We start from the raw sequence: 21,730 nt of genomic DNA, 5'->3' as shown, positions 1-21,730 counted from the left end.
ATGGGAATCGGCGATTTCATCAGCGACATCACCCCGGATTCCGTGGAGAACGCGGTCGAGGGCGCCACCGAGTGGGCCGGCAACCGTATCGAGGACGCCGGCAACTGGACGGCCGACCGGCTCGACGACGTCGGCTGGGAGTCCGGCGCGGACTGGGTGCGGGAAAAGGGCCGTTCGGTCGCCAACCGCATGGGCGCCGAGGTCGACGAGATGGACCTCGGGCAGACCGAGGACAAGACGAAACTGATCTACGGCAGCCCGGACAAGCTCCGCTCCACCGCCACCCACCTGCGGGGATTCCAGAAGGCTTTCAACAACGTCGGCCTCGGCCTGGAGGGCCTGGACTCCGACTCGCTGAAGGGCCAGGTGGCGGACGCCTTCCGAGCGGCGGTGAAGATCCAGCCGCCGAAGTGGTACAAGGGCGCCGACGCGTTCGAGGACGCCGCCAAGGCGCTGGAGGCGTTCGCCGACACCGTCACCTGGGCGCAAGGACAGGCACAGCACGCTATCGACAAGTGGAAAGAGGCCACGAAGGCGTCCGAGGAAGCCGCCGGCGCGCACAAGAGGAAGGTCGAGGATTACAACAAGGCTGTTGTCTGGTACAACGCACAGCCCGCCGACAAACGCGACCCGTCGAAACTGCCGCCGAAACCGGGTGACACGTTCCCGGATCCCGGGGAGAGCCTGCGTAAGGAAGCGCAAGACATCCTCACGGAGGCACGCCGGCAGCGCAACGCCGCCGCCGAGACCGCCCGCTCCGCCATCACCCACGCGCGCGACGCCGCCCCGCCCAAACCGTCGTACGCGGAACAGGCAAGCGACGGCCTGGACGAGCTGGACATCATGAAGGCCCACTTCGGTGGCGGCGTCGTCAAAGGCACCGCGGGTCTCGTGAACTTCGTCCGGGGCGTCAATCCCATGGACCCGTACAACCTCACGCATCCGGCCGAGTACGCGATGTCGCTCAACAGCACGGCAGCCGGTCTCGTCCAAGTGGCCAACGACCCCTGGGGAACCGGCAAGCAGATGCTGAGCGACTTCATGAAGGATCCGGCCGAGGGATTCGGACGACTGGCGCCCGACGTCGTCCTCACCGTGACCACCGGGGGCGCGGGTGCCGGTGTGAAGGGCGCGCGGGTCGCCGAGGAGCTGGCCGATGCGGCCAACGCTGCCCGGCGCGCCGAGGGGCTGGAGGACGCCGCGTCCGGGGCGCGACGCGCGGAGAACCCGGCCGATCCGAGCCGCGAACCCAGCTGCAAGTGCACCGGCCGGGAACCCGTCGACTTCGCTACGGGCCGCATGTTCCTGCCCCAGGTGGATGTGTCCCTTCCCGGCTCGCTCCCCATGGACTTTCGACGTGACTTCGAGTCCTCCTACCGGGCCGGCCGTTGGTTCGGGCCCACCTGGTCCTCGACGATCGACCAGAGGCTGACCGTGGACGCTATCGGTGTCGTCTTCCACGGTGAGGACACTCTGCTGCTGTCCTATCCGCACCCGTCACCCGGCGCCCCGGTTTTCCCGGAGGCGGGTCCACGCCGTCCGCTGGAGCGTCATCCGGACGGCAGCTATACCCTCACCGACCCTGAAACCGGTTTGATCCGTCATTTCCTTGCCCCGGTCGGCGTCGAACCGGGTGGCGATGGAACGGCCCTGTTTGACGGGATCACCGACCGATGCGGTCGTGTGATCACCGCCGAGTACGACGAGCATGGCCACCCGCTCGCACTCACTCACTCCGGTGGCTATCGCATGGAGTTCACCACCGAAGAGGGGCGGATCACCGCACTGCGCGTCCAGGGCACCGAGTTGATCCGCTACGGCTACCAGGACGGCCACCTCACCGAGGTCACGAAGTCCTCCGGCGTGCCGACTCGCTTCGATTACGACGCCGAGGGCCGCATCGTCGCATGGACCGACACGAACGGCTCACGATTCACCTTCACTTACGACGACGAGGACCGATGCGTCAGCCAAACCGGCATCCAAGGACACCTGGCCTCCGAGTTCCACTACGGTGAACCGAACCCGGACACCGGCCTGCGCACCACCACCGTCACCGACTCCCTCGGCCACACCTGGTGTTACACCGTCAACCGCCGTCTCCAAGTGATCGCCGAGATCGATCCCATGGGCGGTACGGTCCGTACCGTGCAGGACCGCTACAACCGTCTCCTGTCCCGTACCGACGCGCTGGGCCGCACCACCACCGTGGAGCGCGACGAGCAAGGCCAGCCGATCGCGGTGACGCGACCTGACGGCAGTGTTATCACTGTGCGCCCGGGCCCTTTCGGCCGGCCTGTCGAGCTGAGGGCTGCCGACGGCGCACGCTGGACGATCGAGTACGACGGCGGAGGCAACCGCACGGCGGTCACCGACCCGGCCGGAGGGACCAGCTGCTACACCTACGACGAGCACGGACATGCGACGTCGTTCACCGACCCCCTCGGCGCGACCACGCTGTTGCGGCACGACGCTGCCGGTCTTCTGATGGAACGCGTCGATCCGATGGGCGGTACCACCCGCTACCTGCGCGACGCCTTCGGTCGTATCACCGAACACATCGATCCAACCGGCACACGCACCCTCCTCGACTGGACACCGGAAGGTCGTCTCGTCCGTCGCACCGGCCCCGACGGCGCCACACAGACCTGGACCTACGACGGTGAGGGCAACTGCCTGAGCCACACCGATGCGCTGGGTCGCACCACACGTTATGAGTACACCCACTTCGACCTGCTCACCGTCCGCACCGAGGACGACGGCATACGTCACGAGTTCACCCACGACACCGAACTACGGCTAACGCAGGTCACCAACTCGCTGGGACAAAAGTGGAGTTATTGCTACGACCCGGCGGGCCGCCTGGTCTCCGAGACCGACTTCGACGGGCGCACCCGCCGCTATGAACTCGACGTGGCTGGACAGCACATCGCCACGGTGACCGCTATGGACGAGGTGATCTCACATACGTACGACAGCATGGGCCGCGTCGTACGCAAGGACGCGGCAGGCGAGATCACCGAATACGCCTACGACTCCGCGGGCCGCCTGCTCCAGGCCACCGGACCGCAGAGCGAGCTGATCTATCAGTACGACCGCCGGGGCAACGTCAAGGCGGAGCTGTCCGACGGCCGCGTCACCGCCTACCAGTACGACAGGGCGGGCCGCCGTGTGCGGCGTATCACCCCCAGCGGTGCCATCACAACGTTCGAGTACGATGCCGCAGGCCGCCTGAGCGGTCTCGACTGCGTCGGCCACAGCATCGCCCTCACACACGACGCCTCGGGCCGGGAACTCGCCCGTGAGTTCGGGAACGCGCTGGCCCTGGCCTCTGCCTGGGATGCCGCGGGCCGTCTCGCCGAGCAGCAGCTCACCGCCTCCGGCACCGTCCTGGTGCATCGGGGTTACGCTTACCGCGCCGACGGGCACTTGGTCGCCTCCCGCGACAGTCTGCGCGGCATCCGGCGCTACACCCTCGATGGGGCCGGCAGGGTCACGGGTGTGTCGGCCGATGGTTGGCGAGAGTCGTACGCTTATGACGCTGCTGGCAACCAGACGTCCGCGATCTTGCCTGACCGGCACCCGGGCGCCGGCAGTGCTGGCGAACGCACCTATCAGGGCACCCGGATCGTACGCGCGGGTACCACCCGCTACCGGCACGACCCGGCAGGCCGGCTGATCGGCCGAACCCGCACACGCCTGTCCCGCAAGCCGGACACCTGGGTCTACGTGTACGACGCCGAGGACCGACTTGTCGGTGTCACTACTCCCGACGGTACCCAGTGGCGCTACCGTTACGACCCTCTCGGTCGCCGCACTGCCAAGCAGCGCCTCGCGGCCGACGGCGCCACCGTGGTCGAGGAGACCCTTTTCAGCTGGGACGGCTCGACGCTTGCCGAGCAGGTCTCCACTACGCCCGGGTTACTCCATGCCATCGCACTGACCTGGGACTACCGTGGGCGCACCCCTCTGGCGCAGACCGAACGCCGGTTGGATCCGGCCACGCGTCGGGAGGTCGATATTCGCTTTTTCGCCATCGCCACCGACCTGATCGGCACTCCGAGCGAACTCGTCGACGAAACCGGTCACATCGCCTGGCACACCCGTACGACCCTGTGGGGCACCACGACCTGGAATACGGACGCCACGGCCTACACACCACTGCGTTTCCCTGGCCAGTACTTCGACCCCGAAACCGGACTGCATTACAACCTGAACCGTTACTACGACCCCGACACGGCCCGCTACACCTCCGCCGATCCGCTGGGTCTCGGCCCGGCTCCCAATCCCACCACCTACGTCAGTAACCCGCACACCTGGTCCGACCCGCTAGGCCTGACCGCTTGTCCGCGTGACGGCGCCTCGAACCGGGAACGACCAGCCGTCGAGGGGGATACCAACTACCAGGTCGACAACCCGAACGATCTCTCGGACACCATCACCGACATCGATCGGATCGAGGACGGGGTGCTGTGGGAGGAGAAGACGGCCACCGGCGCGCACCCGAACATGAACTACCAGAAATGGATCGACAAGAACGTCGACGGCAAACTCGATGCGTACCTGCGAGCTCGCCAGTACATGCCCGGTTACACCAACGCGCCTATCGGCATGAGTTTCACCGAGCCCGGGGCGACCCCTGCGTTCCGCTCCGCGGTAGAGTCCGCCATCGACAACTGGCGGGCGGCTCATCCAGGAGTCGACGTACGGATCAGGTGGGCTAATTGAGCTGTTTTGTCGACATCGACGGTAACGACGTCTGGAATCCGGCTAACCAGGTAGCCCGGCTCTTCATCGCCCAGGCCAGGGCAACGGCCGAGGTGTTCCGCTTGGACAGCGGAGTTGGTGAGGTCATCGAGGACCAGTGCGGTATTGACGGCAGGGTGTTCAGCGCGTTCGTCACAACCCTGCTCACCGAGTACGAGCGCACCAACAACCCCACGCTGCGCGGCCTGACCGAAGGTGTACTGGTCGTAGGCATGGTTCTGCTGCAGCGCGCCGGCTTGCCCCCCGAGCCGACTGCCGGGTGGCGCGAAAACGTGGAGAGACAGAGCCGTCACATGCCGAAGGCCTGACCGCAGGGCACCTATGCCCCGACCGGCCAACGGTCAGGCATCGCCGAAGGTCCCACACAGATGGTTGCTCAACCGGTTCCGGAACGAGCAACGAGAGACGAACACGCGCTCTTGGCTGGGGAGCGCGGGTTCCTTGGCGATGGCCGCTGAGATGATCACATCCGTCACGGACAAATCGCTGCAAGGGCCCATCGGGTTCGCCCTCGATTCCAAGGCAACGCCTGGGTGGCCAGCAACCGGTCGAAGACCATCCCCCCCGGGGCCGCCGGTTTGGTGGATCTCATCGGTGCCGCCACACCGGGCCGCACGCACTTGACCCCACTCTCGTCGCGTACGTCGTCAGCAATCTCAAACTCACGTTCGAAGTAGTTGGGTATGGGACATGGGGAGTGAGCGACGGGAGCGGATGGGAACCGGCCTGAGCCAGGCTCCCCGCCGGCGCGAGTACCCGTCACCCCAACGGCTCAGCACTCGTGGCCGCAGGCCGCCGGGGAGCGGAAGGTCGAAGCACGTGAGGCGGGCCGCCCGGACGCCGCCCGCCACGGGAGAACGGAGTGCGACCATGACCGCACAGCCTCGCCCGGGAGAACCGTCCGGCGGTTACGGCCCGCCCCCCACCGGACACAGCGCCTTGGCCGTCGGCGGCGCCACCTTCGCCGGCGTACTGCTGCTCGTCAACGGCATTCTGGCGATCTTGCAGGGCATCTCCGCGATCGCCAGGGACGACGTCTACGCCCGCGTCGGCGACTACGTCTACAAGATCAACCTAACCGGCTGGGGCTGGATCCTGCTGATCCTCGGCGTCATCGCCGCCATCACGGGCTGGGGCATCCTCTCCCGGGCCGCCTGGGCCCGCGCCGTCGGCATCGCGCTGGCGTCGCTGAGCCTGATCGCGCAGTTCCTGTTCCTGCCGTACCAGCCGCTGTGGTCCTTCATCGTCATGGCCATCGACGTGTTCGTGATCTGGGCCCTCGCCTCCCACCGGCCGGAGCCCACCCGGCGATGACACAAGGCCGCCGATGGCCGCTGGGGCGGTCAGTACAGGACCTTGTAACCCTGCCACCTGGTGGCGATCCCGGTGCGAGGACCGAAGGAGCCCTTGCCGTCGCCGTTGTGGCGTCACAGCTTGCCGGAGGTGTCGCGGGAGATGATGTCCGCCCTCCCGTCCCCGGCGATGTCGCCGGCGGCCACCACGGCGGTGTAGGAGGCACCCCAGTTGTCGGCCACCTCCGTCACCGTTCAGGTCGCCGACGCCGACGCCGACGATCCTCTTGTAACCGGACCACTTGGAGAAGAGGGGGACTCCCTCTCACTCATTAGAGGAGTCGGAGGCAGGAACCTGGACCGTGATTCTTCCCGCGTTTCTCCGCCGGGAGCTGCGCTGGCACCTGGGGTCGTACGCCGAGCCGGGGCCGGACGGGCTGGTCTTCGTGGGGCAGAAGGGCGCCCCGCTCCGCCGTAGCACCTTCGGGCGGAAGTGGCGTAAGGCACGTGAGATCGTCGGCAGGCCCGAGGGCTTCCGGTTCTACGACCTCCGCCACACCGGGCACACGCTCTCCACCCGGTCCGGCGCCACCCTCAAGGACACGATGGTCCGCGCCGAGCAGTCCTCCGAGAAGGCCGCGCTGATCTACCAGCACTCCGACGAGGAGCGCCAGGAAGAGGTCGCCGCCGGCCTCGACGCCACCGTGCGGAAGGCTCGGGCGGAGGCTGCCAAGAAGACGATCGACAAGCCTTCTGGCACGAATCTGGCACGCGGCGACTGATCGCCGGACACAACAACAAGGCCCAGGTCTCTGACCTGGGCCTTCAGCAGGGAGCGGGTGACGAGAAGCGAACTCGCGCTCTCAGCTTGGGAAGCGATGGCGCTCGGGCGGGCTTTGCCGCTCTGACCTGCGCAGATGCATTCGCTCTGGGGTGGTCGCGCGGGCCGGATCGCACCGCTATTGACCGTGGTTGTCCTGTCTTATGGGCACGCTATGGGCACGGCGCCGCGCAACGTCGGGACATCACGTAAGTGTGGAGGGCGATGGCTCGGTTCGGCTCAAGTCTGTCCTCCTCCGTGAACGTCGTCGCGAGTGCACACACCAGACCTGCTTGGGGGGTGCGGCAAGCGTGACCGGGCCAGTCAGGGACTCCGCAGAGTTCACCGACGGTGTTCCCTTTGTCCCCGAAGAGGTCCAGATTGCAGGCGCCCCCTAGGCAGCCGCTGACAGGCGGGTAAGCGCCAGAGCACGGTGACGATTCTCCAACACACCACGCAGGGGCGGTGTTCACCGTATCCGTAGGTATTCGCCAAGGGCCTGGGCCGCGTCCGCGATCACGCACAAGAACGCGGCACCATCCCGCTCGGTCCCTGCTGCTGGGGATCCCCCGGTGCCCCTGCCAAGGGTGGTTGTCAGTGCTCAGCCCTAGGGTGCCGGCGTGACGACATTTCGATCAGGCTTCACGCTCTGGCAGATGGTCCAGAAGGCACGCGAGCTCACCGAGGAGGTGCGCGTCCGGGAGCGTATCGACGCGGTGCTGGACATCATGGGTGGCCCCGGTGGGACGTACGGCAAGGGCAGATCCTTGGTGGACGCCTTGGAAGATGTAGCCCAAGAGGCCATCCTGCAGGGGGACTTCGCACTCGCTCAGCGTTTTCAGCGCTTCGCCGCCTATGCCGGTGGCAATCTGTTTCTCGAAATCCTGGAGAACTACTACGACGACGAAGCCCGGCAGCGCAGTGAGGAATACATGCGCAGGATGGCTGCCATCGGTGCTGACCGGGCCGTCGCCGCCCTGGACGTTCTGTGCCGAGACAATCCCGACGCGACCGCAGCAGACGCTCGTGACCTCTTCCGTGGCATAGCCCGCTCCGTCGACTACCTGGGCCTCGGGGACGGCGAGGGCGGCATCCGGCTGTCCACCCGGGAAGTGAGGCGACTCCAGCAGTTCGGGCACATGGAGATGGTCCTCCGCAACCTGCCCAGGCCGGCCTCCGCCGAGGCCGCACGGATGATGAACGACGTCCTGGGCGACGTCGACGCAGGCATGCTGGCACAGTTGCTCGAACTGAGGGCCAGACAGGCCAGCCTGGCGGCCCTGCGTTCCGTGGTGGAAGACGCGGACAGCTTTGAAAGCGCCCTCCACGCCTGTCTGAAGAACCAGGAATGGATCTTCGGCGGGGCCTACGTGGCCGAGCTGGCACGCCGGCAGTACACCCCGGAAACGATCCTCGACATCCCGCTCCTGCGCGGCGACGGCTCCCTGCACGTAGTGGAGCTCAAGCGGGCCAACATCAAGGACTTGGTCATCCGACGCTCCGGCCACCTCATGCTGGGTGCCGCGGCGCACCGCGCGGTCTCCCAGGCGCAGAACTACCTTCGGGCCCTGGACGAGAACCGCCCGAGCATCCTGGCCGAGCACGGGCTCGACACCCGCCGGGCCTCCGCCACGGTCGTGATCGGGCACCCGCGGTACGTGACCGGGGACGTCACCTCTCAAGAGATCGCGGAGACGCTGCGCACCTACAACACGCACCAGGCGCGTATAGAAGTGATCACATACGAGACCCTGCTGGATTCCGCATCCCGCATGCTGGCGCTGTCATCGGCACGACAGGACGCTGACCCGGACGAGGAGCCTGCCGCATGACTGACACGCCACCCGCGATCGAACCGCTCCTGGCCCGCCTGTGCGGCGGTGAGATCACCGATGAGGACTACGTCGGATACTTCATGAACGAGCACGGAGAGGAACTCGTGTTCGCCCAGCGTCCGGGCGAGAAGACCGCCCGACTCTGGCACAGCGACGCGGACTGGCAGATGTTCCTCGTGGGCGACCACTCCATTCGGCTCGACGGCCCGCTGGACGGGGTGATCACTGCCTCCGGCCTGATCATCAACCGAGAGGAGGCGACATGGCTGTCCTCCTGCCTTGCCGCCTCCCGCCACCTACGGCAGGGACACGCCTGACCGCCACCTGCGCCGAGGGCCGCACGGGCCGGGCCAGAGACGCGTCGGCAGCGTCTCCTAAGAGACCGTAGAAGCCCGCCAAGCGACTGGTCACGGCGTTATGGTTCTGAACGCGGCGCGCAGCGCACCACTCGACCGGACAGCAAAGAACCCCCGGGTCTCTGACTTGGGGGTCTCTCACGGAGCGGGTGGTGAGAACCGAACTCGCTCTTTCACAGCAGGCGGTGTGCAGCTCCGAGCGTAAGGCGCGTCGCAGGAACGACGTTGTCCGCTATGCGGAGCTGTTCGGGCTGTCTTAAAACGACAGATCCACCGCCACGGGTGCTGCTAGCGTCACGTTCGTCACATGGGCATTTATATGCCCCACCAGTAACGGACACCCAGGACGACCGTGAAAATCAAGCGCGTTCGCATCGAGAACTTCTGTTGTCTGCACAAGGTGGACGTGTCCTTCGAAGACATAACCTCCTTCATCGGACCGACCGGCGTCGGCAAGTCCACCGTGCTGCGCGCGCTCGACTGGTTCTTCAACGGCGAACGGGGCGTCTCGCTCAGCGATGACGACGTCCACTCCGGATCCACCGACGGCCGTATCACCGTGGAGGTGGAGTTCGACGGACTCACCGACCACGACCGGCAGGTTCTCGGCCGGTACGCGCCCGAGGGCGCGCGGAGCGTGAGCATCTGGCGTACGTGGCAGAACGGCGACGACAAGATCACCGGAAAAGCGCTGGCGTACGGGCCGTTCGAGGACGTACGCCGGAACGAGAAGGCGATGGACCTGCGCCGTGCCTACGACCGGCTGCGGGAGAGCGACCCCAGCCTCGGTCTGCCGGCCGCCGGAAGCAAGGACAAAGCTCTGGAGGCGATGCAGACCTGGGAGCTGTCCCACCGTGAACGCCTCACCGAGGCCGAGGTCGAGGACACCCACTTCTTCGGCTTCGCCGGGCAGAGCCGCCTCGCCCAGTTGATCGACTTCGTGTTCGTCTCCGCCGACCTGCGGGCGTACGAGGAGGCGGACGACCAGAAGACGACCGCGGTTGGCCGCATCCTCGACCACGCCGTGGATCGCTCGCAGGCGAACGAGCAGCTCGGAGAGATCGAGGAGAACGCCCACCTGGCACGTCAGGAGTTGCACACCAAGGTCTACGGTCCGGTGCTCGAAGAGGTGTCGGACGCGTTGTCCGCCGAGGTCGCCAAGTTCACCACCGGACGCAAGGTGGTCGTCACCCCGACGGTGCACGTGCCGAGGCCGGCCCGGACTACCTTCCAGGTGAGCATCCGCGATGGAGCCGCCCAGACCTCGGTCTACCGGCAGGGCCACGGCTTCCAGCGCGCGCTGATCATTGCGGCGCTTAAGTACCTGGCTGACCGCAGGAGTTCGGCTAGCGGCGTGCGCACGTTGTGCCTGGCCGTCGAGGAGCCGGAGCTCTTCCAGCACCCGCCGCAGGCCCGCACCTTCGCGAAGGTGCTACGCGAGCTGGTCGCGTCCTCGCCGCGGGAGCGCACCCAGATCATGTACGCCACCCACAACCCCGTCTTCATCGACCCGAAGGGCTACCACCAGATCCGCCGGCTGAGCCGCGACGCCAGCGCCGAGCACCCGGCCACCGAGGTGTGGCAGGCCACGGAGGAGGACCTGTGCCGGGTCCTGGACGGGCTGGTCGACAAGCAAGTAATCCGGCGCCGGACCGAGGCCACACTCGGCGGTGCGCTGGCCGAGGGATTCTTCGCCCATGCCGTGGTGCTGGTCGAGGGCGGCGGGGACGAGGGCGTAATCGCCGGCTGTGCCGAGCGGTCGGGGATCAACCTGGGCGCGGAGGGCGTAAGCATCATCCAGGTCACGGGTAAGGACAACCTCATGCTCTCCGACGCGCTGTTCGGCGCTCTGGGAGTGCCCTGCCACGTCGTCTTCGATGGTGACACCGGCACCGAGGAGCGCAAGCGGGAGTCGGTGAGCCACCTCCCCCAGCCCGAGCGCGAGGAGGCGGAGCGGAAGATCGAGGCCGAGGCCCGGCGCGACCGGACCAAGAACGCGAACCTCCTTCAGTACCTGGGCGCGACGCCCAATCCCCAGCCCGCCGACGACTCGACCGGCCGCTATACCGTCTTCGGGGAAAACCTGGAGTCCTACCTCGGCCAATACTGGCCGGCCTGGGAGGAGCGCAGGAAGGAGCTGGTGCGCACCGGCCAGGGCGTGGACAAGAAGAACTCGGCGACGTACCTGGAGACCACCCGCACCGTCGCGACGGAGCCCCCGTTCCTGCTGCACGCCTTGCTGGAGAACGTCCGATCCATGGCCGCCCGCAGGTAGTCGGCGCGGCACCCACTCGGTATGTACTCGCGTCATTTCTACGGGCCTATCTGATGGTGCTTCCTCTGGTCCACACACTGGGCCGTCGCCACTATTCCAGTCCCCCGTGATCGACAGCGACGGTTCAGCCGCTCAAGTTCGGCTGCCGATTCTGCCCTCACCCCGCCTGGTGAGAGCAAGCCGAAGAAGCACCTGGGCGTACTGCTCGGCGGACATGTTGGCGACGGCCGCGATCCTGGCCAAGGCGCGGTGTTCGGCCGGCTCCAAGTGGATCAACACGCTGTGGGACGGACCGATCCCGAGGAGGCCGGGCGTATAGGGCCGGTGCAGGTGCCCAGTGAGCAGGTCGGCGAGGAGTTCGGGGACGGGTGGGCGTGGTTTCTCGCCTCGGCGTATCCATCGGCTGACCCGTGACCGATCTGCTGCGACGCCGTGGTGGCCCCGCTCCTGGGCCAAGGCGTTGATCCGTCGGGCGGTCTCGCTGTTGTTCCAGCCTGCCTCGGCGAGGGCCAGCGCGAGCGCGTAGTTCGGGGCCCTCATCTGGTGCTCTCCGAACACCACGGTCCTGCGTGAGCCTGGAGGCCGTGTTGCGAACGCATCCGCAACGTCGCAGGTCGTAGACGGTCCGAGGGGCCTGGCGGGACTGTTGCCGTGCGCCCGGCAACGCGGGCGCGCTGGTTGTCAGAGGCGGCGGTCGTCGCCTCGGAGGAGGCTGTTTCATGGCAGAAACCGCAGTCCCCACGGTCACACCGGATCTGTCGGCCGGCGGGCCGGTCGACCTGAGCCGGGTGCACTTCGTCGGTGTCGGAGGCACCGGCATGCTGCCGGTGGCGCGGGTGTGCGCCGAGCGGGGGTTCACCGTGTCGGGCAGCGATGTCCGGGGCACGGAGGCCCTGAAGGCGCTGGCTCGTCTCAACGTGCGGGTGCGCACGGGTCACGCGGCCGAGCACGTCCCGGCTGACGCGACCGCGGTCGTTTTCACGCACGCCATCGGACCGGACAACCCGGAGATCCGTGCGGCGCGAGCGCTCGGCGTGCCGGTCGTGCACCGGTCGGCGGTCCTGAACGCGTTGATGGCCGCACAGCCCAAGAAGGTCGCCGTGATGGGGACGCACGGCAAGTCGAGCACCGCGGGCATGCTCGCCTTCGCCCTCGCGCGCCTCGGGCAGGAACCGTCGTACGCGGTCGGAGCGGACCTCGACGTGCCGGGCAGCGGCGGTCACGCCGGGCAGGGCTCCTTCTTCGTCGCGGAGGTCGACGAGTCGGACCGCTCGCACGTCGGTATGAACATGGACGTGGCCGTGATCACCAACATCGGCTACGACCATCCCGAGGTCTACGACGACGAGGAGCAGGTCGTCGGCGTCTTCGAGAGCGGCCTCGCGCTGGGTCTGCGCGAAGGCGGCACGGCTGTGGTCGGCATCGATTCGTCGGGCGGTCTGGAACTCGCCTCCCGCCTGATCGCGGCCGAGAACGGACCGGAGGTGGTGACGTTCGGCTTCTCTACGTCTGCGGACTGGCGGTTGACCGAGGTGTCCGCCAAGGGCCGGGGCAGCAGTGCGGTGCTCGTCGGACCGGGAGGGGCGGGGTACGCGCTCGACCTGCGCACCGCAGGCGGGCACCAACTGCTGAACGCCGCTGCCGCCGTCATCACGCTGCACGTGCTGGGCCAGGACTGCGGTCAGGCGGTGGAGCAGCTGCGGTACTTCGACGGTGTGGTGCGCCGCATGACGCCTGCCTTCGAGGCGGGAGGCGTCCGGGTGTACGACTCCTACGCCCATCACCCCGACGAGGTGCGCGCGGACCTCGCCGCCGCGCGTTCGGTGGCCCGGGAGCAGGGCCGGGTGATCACGGTGTTCCAGCCGTCCGGCCCCACCCGGCTGACGGTCTTCGGCCGGGAATTCGGGAAGGCCCTGGCGGGCAGTGACGAGGTGGTGGTCACTGGCAGCGCCCAGCGTTTCGCCCTGGCCGGGCTGGAGACGTTGTCCGCCCGCATCGACGCCGCAGGTGGCACGTGCCGGCACGTGGAGCCCGACCGGGCCGAGGCCGCCGTCCTCGCGGCGTCGCTGGCCCGGCCAGGTGACGTGGTGGTGTTGATGGGGCCTGGTGATATCGCCGAGGCGGGCCAGGTACTGCGGACGGCGCTCGGCGACACCGTCGGTACGGCTGTCTGACCGCTCCGGGGTCAGGGGTTCGGTTGCAGCAGCGCGTCGGCGAGCTGCTGCAGCTGGACCCCGCGACTCGCCTTGACCAGGACGACGTCCCCGGCGCGGAGGATCCTGTGGAGCAGTTCGAGGGCAGCGTCCTGGTCGGGCAGGTGCACGGCCCTTCCCTCGACCCCGCCGGCACCCTGCTGCATCCATCCGGCTTCGTCCCCTCCCACCAGGATGATGCGATCGAGCCCCAGTCCGGCCGCGTACCGGCCGATCTCCTCGTGTGCGCTGCGGGCGTCGTCGCCCAGCTCGTTCATCCGGCCGAGTACGGCGACGGAACGCTGGTCCTGACCGCGGGTCATGGCTGCCAGGGCGTCCAGGGAGTGGCGCATCGAGTGCGGGTTGGCGTTGTAGGCGTCATTGATGATCGTGACGCCGTCCGGCCTGGTGGTGGTCTCCATCCGCCAGCGGGAGCGGGGCAGGGCTTCGGACAGGCGGGCGGCGGTCTGCTCCACGTCGAGGCCGGCTTCCCGGGCGACGGCGGCGGCAGCGAGGCTGTTGTGGACTTGGACGTCGCCGACGAACTGGAGTCGTACGCCGGCTCGTCCTTCCGGGGTGACGAGGGTGTAGGAGGCGCGGCCCTGCCCGTCGATCTCGATGCGGGTGGCGCGGATGGTCGCCTCCGCTGCGAGGCCGTAGGTGACGACGCGGGCCTGGGTGCGGTTGCGCATCACGTCCACGAAGTCGTCGTCGGCATTGAGAACGGCGAGCCCGCCCGGCTGGACCGCTTCCACGATCTCCCCCTTGGCCTCCGCGATGTTCTCGCGGCCCCCGAACTCGCCGACATGAGCGGTACCGACGTTGGTGACGACGCTGATGTCCGGCGGTGCGATCCGGGTGAGGTCGCGGATGTCGCCGATGTGGCGTGCGCCCATCTCCAGCACGAGGTAGTCGGTGTGCCTGTCGGCCATGGTGATGGTCAGCGGGAGGCCGATCTCGTTGTTGAAGGACTGCGGAGTGGATACGACGTTGCCCGGCAGCACTTGAGCGATCAGGTCCTTCGTGCTGGTCTTGCCGGCCGAGCCGGTGATGGCCACCACCTTTGCCGCGGCGAGCCCGTCGTGCAGCAGGAAGTGCCCGAGTCGGCCGAACGCCCGCAGGACGTCGTCCACGACGATCGCGGAGACACCGACCGGCCGGGTGACGAGCGCGGCGGTGGCCCCCTTGTTGATGGCGGCCTCGGCGTAGGCGTGGCCGTCGGTGTGCTCTCCCTCAAGGGCGAGGAACAGTGACCCGGGGGTGGCCTCACGTGAGTCGAACACCGCGGGCTGGGTGACCTGGGCTTCGGGATCGAGGACGTCGGCAAGGCGACCACCGACGACGTTGGCGATCCTGTTCAGAGGCATAGGTTGCAACGTGTTCTCCCTGCTCAGGTGGTGGGTTGCGACGCTACCGGCTGGGCGGTAGCGGTCGGTGTAACGCCGCGATGGACGCGGCGGCGCGGAACCGAGCGAGATACCTCGGCCGCCGAAGGAGTCCCTGAAGCGACCCGTCGGCGGCGCGTGCTTCGGAGGTGCGGCTGGGTTTGCCTGCCGAAGCGCGCCAGTGCGAGTGTCCGGCTATCAGGGCCTCCACCACGCCCGCCACGGCCGAGTGATGATCTCCCGGTAGGTGTGGTGTGAGGGATTACGGCCACCGTGCTCGAACACCCAGCCCTGCGGTTCGGCGAAGTCGGTACTGGTCGGAGAGCTCTCGTCGCAGACCCCGCACTGCATCGCGTAGGTGATGGGCGCGGCGTCCGGCTTCCGGTCGGGCTGGAGGGTCCACTCCTTGTGGCACACGACCGCTCGGGGACTCACCGGTACACCTTCTTCACGCAGGCGCTGACGTACGGGTGCCGCAGCGCGGCCCGGAGGGCGTCGGCATCGGTGAGGGTGTCGTCGTAGGGCAGCTCGTACCAGCCACCGAACCAGTCGTCGATCTGTTCCAGGCTGGGCGCGACGAGCCACGTGTCGCTGGAGAGATGCCGTACCGGTAGGCCCTCCCAGGTGTCGGCCGTGCCGGTTCCGATCGCGTAGTAGAGGCGATCGTTGGGGCCGTCGTACAGCACCGGGCCGATTTCCGCACCGGTGGCCCGTAGATGTGCCAGGGCCGGCAGGCCGACGTCTGCCGGGGTACGCAGCACGTCCCAGCCATCGCCGACCCGCAGCAGTCGCAGGGCGGGCACGTCGGCGACCATGGGAGCGCGCCTCAGGGCGTCGCGTACGGACATCAGGCGCCTCCTGGGTGATGATGCGGCTTTGCGTGTCCGGAACGCGTCGGGAGCGCCGACATCCCGGTGGAGCGGATCACGATCAGGCGGGTGCCCTTCTCCGCTATCTGCCGCATCCGCTCGGGGACGAGCCGCTTCGGGCCGAGGTGGCTGAGGGCCGGGACCACGGCGCTGTAGGTGCCGGGCAGTTCAAGCGCGTCCAGCAATCCGACGAAGGCGGGGGAGCGGACGTCCATCGCCGCTTGTCGGTCTGTGAAGACACCGCACAGCGTCAGTTCGTGCTGTCGGCAGTATTCGGCGAGGCAGTCGACGAGAGCGGCGTGGCGTGACGGACCACCGGCCACGTAGCGCAGGTAGCCGAAGACCTTCGGGAAGGCGATGGGGCGTTGTTCCGTGATGACTTCGTCGTCCATGGTCACAGCGTCGGCTTCCGCGAACGGCCGCGAAATGACCTGCTGTTGCACTTCCGTTGCACTTTGCGCCCCCTGTGGTCACAGAGAGTGCTTCCATGCATGACGGAGGGAGGTCATCCGTGGTCAGTGTGCAGCAGTGGACCGGCCGGGAAGCGAGTGCCCTGCGCGCCGCGCTGCGCATGAGCACGCGCGCCTTCGCCGAGCATCTAGGTGTCGCGCTGCGTACGGTCGCCAAGTGGGAGAGCCTCGGAACGGAGACCCAGCCCCGGCCGGACACGCAGGCCATTCTGGACACCGCGCTCGCCCGTGCGGACGCCGCCGCCCAGGCCCGGTTCGAGAACTTCCTCTTTCCCGACCGCAAGAGCACACGGCCGGCGGACTACGAGACGTGGACCGAGGACATCGAGCGCGCCGTCGTCTGCATCAGCCGCCAGAACTTCCCCTTCGCCACCACCCTGTTGAACCGTTGGCTGGGACGCCTTGACCCACACCAGCTCGATCCCAAGGGCCTCTACCTCTACGGCCGTTCCCTCGTGCTGCTGGGTGATGTGCAGCGCGACCAGGGAGCGATCCTCGGCCCGCTGTCCGCCCGGCACTCCTACCTGACCGCCCGAGGAATGTTCACGGAGCTGGACATCCCGCGCCGCGTCGCCCAGATCGAGCTTTCGCTCGCGGTCGTCCAGGAGATGTCGGGCCGGCTTCAGCCCTCCGCCCGCCAGTACAAAGTCCTCGCCGATGACGAGCGTCTCAGCCTCCGCGACCGGGCCAGGGCCCGGCTCTGGGTGGGTACGGCCCTCAGCAAGGACGGCGACAACGAGTACGCGACCCGGGTCATGACGGCCGCGACCCGCACCTTCGAGGACCTGGGCGAGCCGGAGGACTGGTCGGTCGCCCACCAGAAGCTGGCCCTGGCCCACCGCGGAGCCGGTGACCTGACCCAGGCCCTGCACCACATCGACATCGCACGCACCACCGGCACGGTCGACTCCCCGATGCAGCGCGTACGGCTGGACACCGCCTACGGGCACATCCTTCTGTCCGACGCGGCGACCCGGAATGATGGGCTGTCCGTCCTCGATCAGGCGGCGCAGGTGGCCCGGCAGTACGGGCTGAGCCACCAGCTGCGCAGCATCGAGGGCATCCGGAAGGGCCAGCAGGGATGAGCCAGGGAGTGCCAGTGCCGCAGCACGAGCAGCGCCAGATCACCGACGAGCAGTTCCACGACGCGACGCTGATCTGGAACTACCACCAGATGGGCCATGAACAGCGGCCCTGCTCGGCGGCGATCGGCCTGGGAAGCCATGATCTCGGAGTGGCGACCACGGCCGCCGATCTCTACCGCGCCGGCCTGTTCCCGGTCCTGGTCTTCAGCGGCGGCAACAGCCCCACGACCCGTGCCCGCTTCCCACGCGGCGAAGCCGTCCACTACCGCGAGCACGCGCTGAACCTGGGCGTGCCGGACGAGGCGATCCTGGTCGAGCCGAAGGCCGCGAACACCGGCCAGAACATCACCTTCTCGCGGGAGCTGCTGGCCGAGGCCGGCATCGCGATCGAGTCGCTGCTGCTGATCTCCAAGCCGTACATGGAGCGGCGTTCGTACGCCACCTGCCGCAAGCTCTGGCCCGAGGTGGAAGTCGTGTGCGCCTCCGAGCCGCTGGAGCTGGACGACTACATCAAGTCCATCGGTGACGAGAAGCTGGTCGTGGACATGCTCGTAGGCGATCTGCAACGGGTGATCGAGTACCCGAAGCTCGGCTTCGCCGTCGAGCAGGAGGTACCGGGGGATGTGTATGACGCCTACGAACGCCTCCTTGGCGCCGGCTTCGACAGCCGCCTCATCAGCACCTGAACTGCTGGGTGCCGGCCCGCCGGGCGGGCGCTGCGCGATCCACCAGCCGAATCTGTTCCCCCGGCTGGCGACGCTGGCGAAGCTCTTCGCCGCGGACCGGTGGATCGTTCTCGATGACGTACAGTTCGCCCGCCGCGACTACCAGCACCGCGCCCGCCTCGCCGCCCTGGACGACCCCGCTCGGCAGCAGTGGCTCTCGCTGCCGACACATCTGCCCCGCGGGCGGCCGACGCTGATCAGCGAGGCCCGGATCGTGGCTCGGCACCGTTCCCGCCGGTCGATCGAGCTTCTTGTGCGCCAGTACTACCGCCGCAGCCGCCACTGGTCTGCCGTACGTGATGTCCTCGGAGCGGTACTGAACAGCCTCGTTACGACCGACCGGGTGGGCGGCATCGCCCAGGCATCCACGGTCGCCCTATTGACCGCCCTGGGCTGGAACGGCGAAGTACTCGTCAGCAGCGGGATACCGTGCCGCCAGGGCCGCTCCGAGCGCCTCGCCGACCTCGCGGCCGCCACCGGCAGCACCCACTACGTGTGCGGCACCGGCGGCATGCGCTACCTCGATCACGCGCCCTTCGATGCCCACGGCATCCCCTCAAGGACACCATGGTCCGCGCCGGGCAGTCCTCCGAGAAGGCCGCGCTGATCTACCAGCACTCCGACGAGGAGCGGCAGCGTGACGTTGCCGCCGGCCTGGACGACATGGTCCGGGCCGAGCGTGCGAAGCACCACACCGACAAGAGCGCGCACCACAAGGAGAAGCCCACCGGCAGCTAGCCGCCGCTTATGGTGCGGATGTGGTGCGCGGCCCGCGCAGTGGTCCAGACAACAAACAACCCCCGGGTCTCTGACCTGGGGGTTTGTCATGGAGCGGGTGACGAGAATCGAACTCGCGCTCTCAGCTTGGGAAGCGATGGCGCTTGGAGAGCCGGATAGCTTCTGACCTGGGGATATGGTCCTCGGTCTGAGGCCCGGGAGCTCAGGATCGCGCCGTTGTTGTCCGTGGCTTACCGGCCTTATGGGCACGCTATGGGCACGCCGTCGGGATGGAGGTGCAAAGCATCCCTGTTAGCGGCTGTCGAGCGGCCGAGATCTGGAAGTGGGGGTTTACCTGGAGGTTGCCGTTGCGGGAGTGAACGTGGTCGAGCCGGAACCGCTCTACGCCTTTGGGGTGAACGGAAATCGGCCAAAGCTCTCCCTGGACCGACTGCTTGAGTAGATTGTCGCGTTTGTGATCTGGTGCTGCCCCAGATGTGCCGTGAAGATTGCCCGCCGTACGGAGGAACCGGGGGGCGGGCAATGGGGTTCGGGCGGGGGACGCGTGTCCGGGAGCAGGGCGCGGAGCAGGCGGTCGACGGACCCGAGGTCCCGGTTCAGGCCAGCCCTCCCGCTGCGGAGGAAACTCACGGTCAGGTGGATCCGACCTCGTCGGAAGTGACCAGGCTGCTGTGCCAGGCCGTGTACGCGCGCCCTGACCGCGTCAGAGCGGTCAAGGAGTGGTGGCGCAAGGTCCGAGGTAAGGGCAGCAAGACGGACAAGCCGCGACGCAGTACACGTCGGCGCATCTACCTGGAGGGCAGTGACGACTGTCCGCCGCTGGGAGAGCCGATGGCACGGTGGGTGATGGACCACGTCCTGCACGGGCCACCGCGGCCTGTCCCGTCGTACGGCTTCGATCTCGTGCCGGTGGTGGCGCATAGTCTCCGCGCGAGAAGGCGGTGGTGGATGCGGTGGCTGGGCGTCCTGCTCGTAGCCGCAGCTTTGGCGTATCTCACGCCACGGGCTGCCGTTGTCTGGAGCGGTGCGGTCCTGGTCGCTCTGCTGATGCGATGGGCCGCGCTGAGGGCGGCGCGGAAGGTGAAGAAGTCACGTTTGGCGCCTTCTCCCAGGTCCGCGTACATCGTCCTGTGCGTGCCGTGGGTGCTCGCGGTTGTTCCTTACGAGCCAACCGGAAGCGAGGTGGTGGGTCTGCGGCTCGGGCTGCTACTGCTGCCTTTCGCGTTCCCGATGGCGACGGCGCTGGTGCATGCTGGTGACCGGTTGGCGGCCCGGGCGGCCCTAGCGCGAATCATGCGTGAGGGGCTGTCGTCCGACCGGTTGCCGTGGGTGGCTCCAAAAGCCGCGCGTCGCTTGTCCCAGTTGGGTGGCGAGCAGACGGGCCTGGAACTGCCGTACGACCATCCGGAACGCTTCGTCGGCGCCGGACGTGACGTGTGGGGCGCCGCCGATCTTGGCATTCCGCTCGTACCCAAGGATCCGGACGAGTCGGTCCGGCAGTTCGGGGAATGGGAGCTGCTACGGCGGATGGGCTCGGCTCTGAGAGAGCTCGGACGCGGCGCGCGTGAGATCACTGATCCGCTGCCAGGTCTGGCCGTGACAGAGGTGCAGGGACTGCCTGCCCCGCTGTGGCTACAGCGCACCCGTAAGGCGAAGCGGGAGCTGCCGAACCTGCGTGGCAGGGGACGCCGGTCGCCGTCGAGCGTGCCAGACCGGCTGTATCTGCGCGCACAGTGTGTCAGCTGGAACGGTCAGGTCGTAGTGAGCGTCTTCGTGCACGCTGCGCTGGAAGCGGGAGAACTGCGACTCACCCTCCGACCGCACGTCATGACGCCCCTGTACAACGAACTGTGGGGGACTTCCACTCCGGTCTCCAAGCGCGGGATCCGCCTGCTCGGCTGGGTTGCCACGCAAGCGCTCCTGGACGCCGCGGCGGGGCCGCTGGCTGTCTGGCGAACCGTGACCCGGCTCGGGCGGCGTCAGCAGAGTGAGAACGACCGCGAAGAGGAGAAAGACCCGGTCAGCCTGCGTGACCGGTACTCCATCGAGGAAGTAACCGACATGCACCAGAGCGATGACGCCAAACGGCACGTCGTGTTGATGCAGACATGCATTTTCCGGGCCGTCTCCGAGTACCTGGAGGAACTGGGCGTCGACACGGCACCGTACGAGCGTCAGGTCGCCGCAGTTATTACCAACATCCAGGTGTACGGCGACAACCACGCTCCCATCCAAAACGTCGCGGGCAGTGACATCCGCGACGTGGGCCAGAGCAACGGAACCCAGGGAGGCAAATGATGATCAGGGGACGCGGTCACCGAGAAGACGAGCACTCGATGCGCGGCTCGGGCATTCACATCGGAGGCAACAACAACGCTCCGAACCAGAACGTGGTGGGTCAGAACATCTCCCATGTACACCAGCCAGCTTCTGTTCAGGGAGCCGTCGACATCGACACCGTCCGTGGGCTCCTCGCCTCCTTTCGCGCCGAAGTCGACCGCAACCAAGGCAATCTGGCGCATGCGGTGGCGTTGCACGCGATGACCGACACAGTCGATGCCTCGCTGGCCGAGCCCAATCCCGAGGCACGCGTCGAAGCGCTCCGAGGAGTCGTACAGGCACTGCCCGCGCTGGTAGCGGGGACCGTGGTCGAGCAAGGGGGCGAAGCACTCGTCCACGCCATTGCCGGCTGGCTGAGCTAAAGCCCACTGACCCGTCGCGGCGAGCGCTCCGGGAAGGGACGGGCCAGGGCATCGAGGTGTGCGTGCACTGTCCCCTCGTAGTGTCAGTGGTGCTTCCAACCAGCACAACGAGCAACCCGGTGAACCTAATCCGTAGATAAGGGCGTCCCAATGGAGCAAAAGCTTGTGGGGACGCTCGAGTAGAGGGCTGCGATGCCTGCGGCGAACCGGGTCTGCTGA

The 21,730-nt window shown here is 67.6% G+C and carries 16 protein-coding genes and 2 pseudogenes; 13 read left to right on the top strand and 5 right to left on the bottom strand.

Features of this window, described 5'->3' with window-relative positions:
* The 7 genes and pseudogenes from ACZ4W9_RS14435 (at window position 1) to ACZ4W9_RS14405 (ending at window position 11,345) form a co-directional block, all read left to right on the top strand.
* Window positions 1-4,728 (top strand): putative T7SS-secreted protein, encoded by a 4,728-nt coding sequence (locus ACZ4W9_RS14435; RefSeq protein ID WP_467935569.1) that lies wholly within the window; start codon window positions 1-3, stop codon window positions 4,726-4,728.
* A complete protein-coding gene (locus tag ACZ4W9_RS14430; RefSeq protein WP_467935568.1) occupies window positions 4,725-5,075 on the top strand; it encodes a DUF6086 family protein in 351 nt (116 codons plus the stop codon). Before ACZ4W9_RS14435 ends, ACZ4W9_RS14430 begins: the two co-directional genes overlap by 4 nt.
* A gap of 562 nt (window positions 5,076-5,637) precedes the next feature.
* Entirely contained in the window at window positions 5,638-6,081 is a 444-nt protein-coding gene (locus ACZ4W9_RS14425) for a DUF7144 family membrane protein (protein ID WP_467935566.1), read from the top strand.
* Window positions 6,082-6,397: 316 nt separating this feature from the next.
* A pseudogene (locus tag ACZ4W9_RS14420) lies at window positions 6,398-6,841 on the top strand (tyrosine-type recombinase/integrase); the annotation flags it as partial.
* A gap of 658 nt (window positions 6,842-7,499) precedes the next feature.
* On the top strand, window positions 7,500-8,711 hold the full coding sequence (locus ACZ4W9_RS14415; protein WP_467935565.1) for a Shedu anti-phage system protein SduA domain-containing protein: 1,212 nt from the start codon (window positions 7,500-7,502) through the stop codon (window positions 8,709-8,711).
* Window positions 8,708-9,031 carry a hypothetical protein gene (locus ACZ4W9_RS14410; RefSeq protein ID WP_467935564.1) on the top strand — a complete coding sequence of 108 codons (324 nt, stop codon included), beginning with the start codon at window positions 8,708-8,710 and terminating at the stop codon, window positions 9,029-9,031. Before ACZ4W9_RS14415 ends, ACZ4W9_RS14410 begins: the two co-directional genes overlap by 4 nt.
* 391 nt (window positions 9,032-9,422) lie before the next feature.
* Window positions 9,423-11,345 (top strand): ATP-dependent nuclease, encoded by a 1,923-nt coding sequence (locus ACZ4W9_RS14405; protein ID WP_467935562.1) that lies wholly within the window; start codon window positions 9,423-9,425, stop codon window positions 11,343-11,345.
* A 132-nt stretch (window positions 11,346-11,477) separates the two neighbouring features.
* On the opposite strand, the gene ACZ4W9_RS14400 is transcribed toward ACZ4W9_RS14405, so the two are convergent.
* Window positions 11,478-11,885: a hypothetical protein gene (locus ACZ4W9_RS14400; protein WP_467935561.1), complete on the bottom strand. Its 408-nt coding sequence runs from the start codon at window positions 11,883-11,885 to the stop codon at window positions 11,478-11,480.
* 179 nt (window positions 11,886-12,064) lie between these two features.
* Between ACZ4W9_RS14400 and ACZ4W9_RS14395 the strand changes: the two genes are divergently transcribed.
* Entirely contained in the window at window positions 12,065-13,519 is a 1,455-nt protein-coding gene (locus ACZ4W9_RS14395; RefSeq protein ID WP_467935560.1) for a UDP-N-acetylmuramate--L-alanine ligase, read from the top strand.
* Between the two features lie 11 nt (window positions 13,520-13,530).
* Here ACZ4W9_RS14395 and ACZ4W9_RS14390 read toward each other — a convergent pair whose 3' ends face one another.
* From ACZ4W9_RS14390 to ACZ4W9_RS14375, 4 genes are all read right to left on the bottom strand, one after another.
* Window positions 13,531-14,913: a UDP-N-acetylmuramoyl-tripeptide--D-alanyl-D-alanine ligase gene (locus ACZ4W9_RS14390; protein ID WP_467935559.1), complete on the bottom strand. Its 1,383-nt coding sequence runs from the start codon at window positions 14,911-14,913 to the stop codon at window positions 13,531-13,533.
* A 207-nt stretch (window positions 14,914-15,120) separates the two neighbouring features.
* Window positions 15,121-15,357: a DUF7848 domain-containing protein gene (locus ACZ4W9_RS14385; protein WP_467935557.1), complete on the bottom strand. Its 237-nt coding sequence runs from the start codon at window positions 15,355-15,357 to the stop codon at window positions 15,121-15,123.
* Window positions 15,354-15,770 (bottom strand): hypothetical protein, encoded by a 417-nt coding sequence (locus ACZ4W9_RS14380; RefSeq protein WP_381553102.1) that lies wholly within the window; start codon window positions 15,768-15,770, stop codon window positions 15,354-15,356. Before ACZ4W9_RS14380 ends, ACZ4W9_RS14385 begins: the two co-directional genes overlap by 4 nt.
* On the bottom strand, window positions 15,770-16,234 hold the full coding sequence (locus tag ACZ4W9_RS14375) for a hypothetical protein (RefSeq protein WP_467935556.1): 465 nt from the start codon (window positions 16,232-16,234) through the stop codon (window positions 15,770-15,772). Before ACZ4W9_RS14375 ends, ACZ4W9_RS14380 begins: the two co-directional genes overlap by 1 nt.
* 68 nt (window positions 16,235-16,302) lie before the next feature.
* Between ACZ4W9_RS14375 and ACZ4W9_RS14370 the strand changes: the two genes are divergently transcribed.
* From ACZ4W9_RS14370 to ACZ4W9_RS14350, 5 genes and pseudogenes are all read left to right on the top strand, one after another.
* Complete coding sequence (locus ACZ4W9_RS14370; protein ID WP_467935554.1) at window positions 16,303-17,346, top strand: helix-turn-helix domain-containing protein; 1,044 nt, start codon at window positions 16,303-16,305, stop codon at window positions 17,344-17,346.
* Window positions 17,343-18,032 (top strand): YdcF family protein, encoded by a 690-nt coding sequence (locus ACZ4W9_RS14365; RefSeq protein ID WP_467935553.1) that lies wholly within the window; start codon window positions 17,343-17,345, stop codon window positions 18,030-18,032. The genes ACZ4W9_RS14370 and ACZ4W9_RS14365 overlap by 4 nt, the downstream gene beginning before the upstream one ends.
* Window positions 17,968-18,809 (top strand): annotated as a pseudogene (locus ACZ4W9_RS14360) (WbqC family protein). Before ACZ4W9_RS14365 ends, ACZ4W9_RS14360 begins: the two are co-directional and overlap by 65 nt.
* A 636-nt stretch (window positions 18,810-19,445) precedes the next feature.
* Window positions 19,446-21,107 (top strand): hypothetical protein, encoded by a 1,662-nt coding sequence (locus ACZ4W9_RS14355; RefSeq protein WP_467935552.1) that lies wholly within the window; start codon window positions 19,446-19,448, stop codon window positions 21,105-21,107.
* A complete protein-coding gene (locus ACZ4W9_RS14350) occupies window positions 21,104-21,511 on the top strand; it encodes a hypothetical protein (protein ID WP_467935551.1) in 408 nt (135 codons plus the stop codon). The genes ACZ4W9_RS14355 and ACZ4W9_RS14350 overlap by 4 nt, the downstream gene beginning before the upstream one ends.
* Window positions 21,512-21,730 lie beyond the last annotated feature (219 nt).

Source organism: Streptomyces sp. NPDC029296 (genome assembly GCF_055569255.1).
The sequence above is the reverse complement of the archived record's forward strand: the minus strand, read 5'-3'. Positions and strand labels throughout refer to the sequence as shown.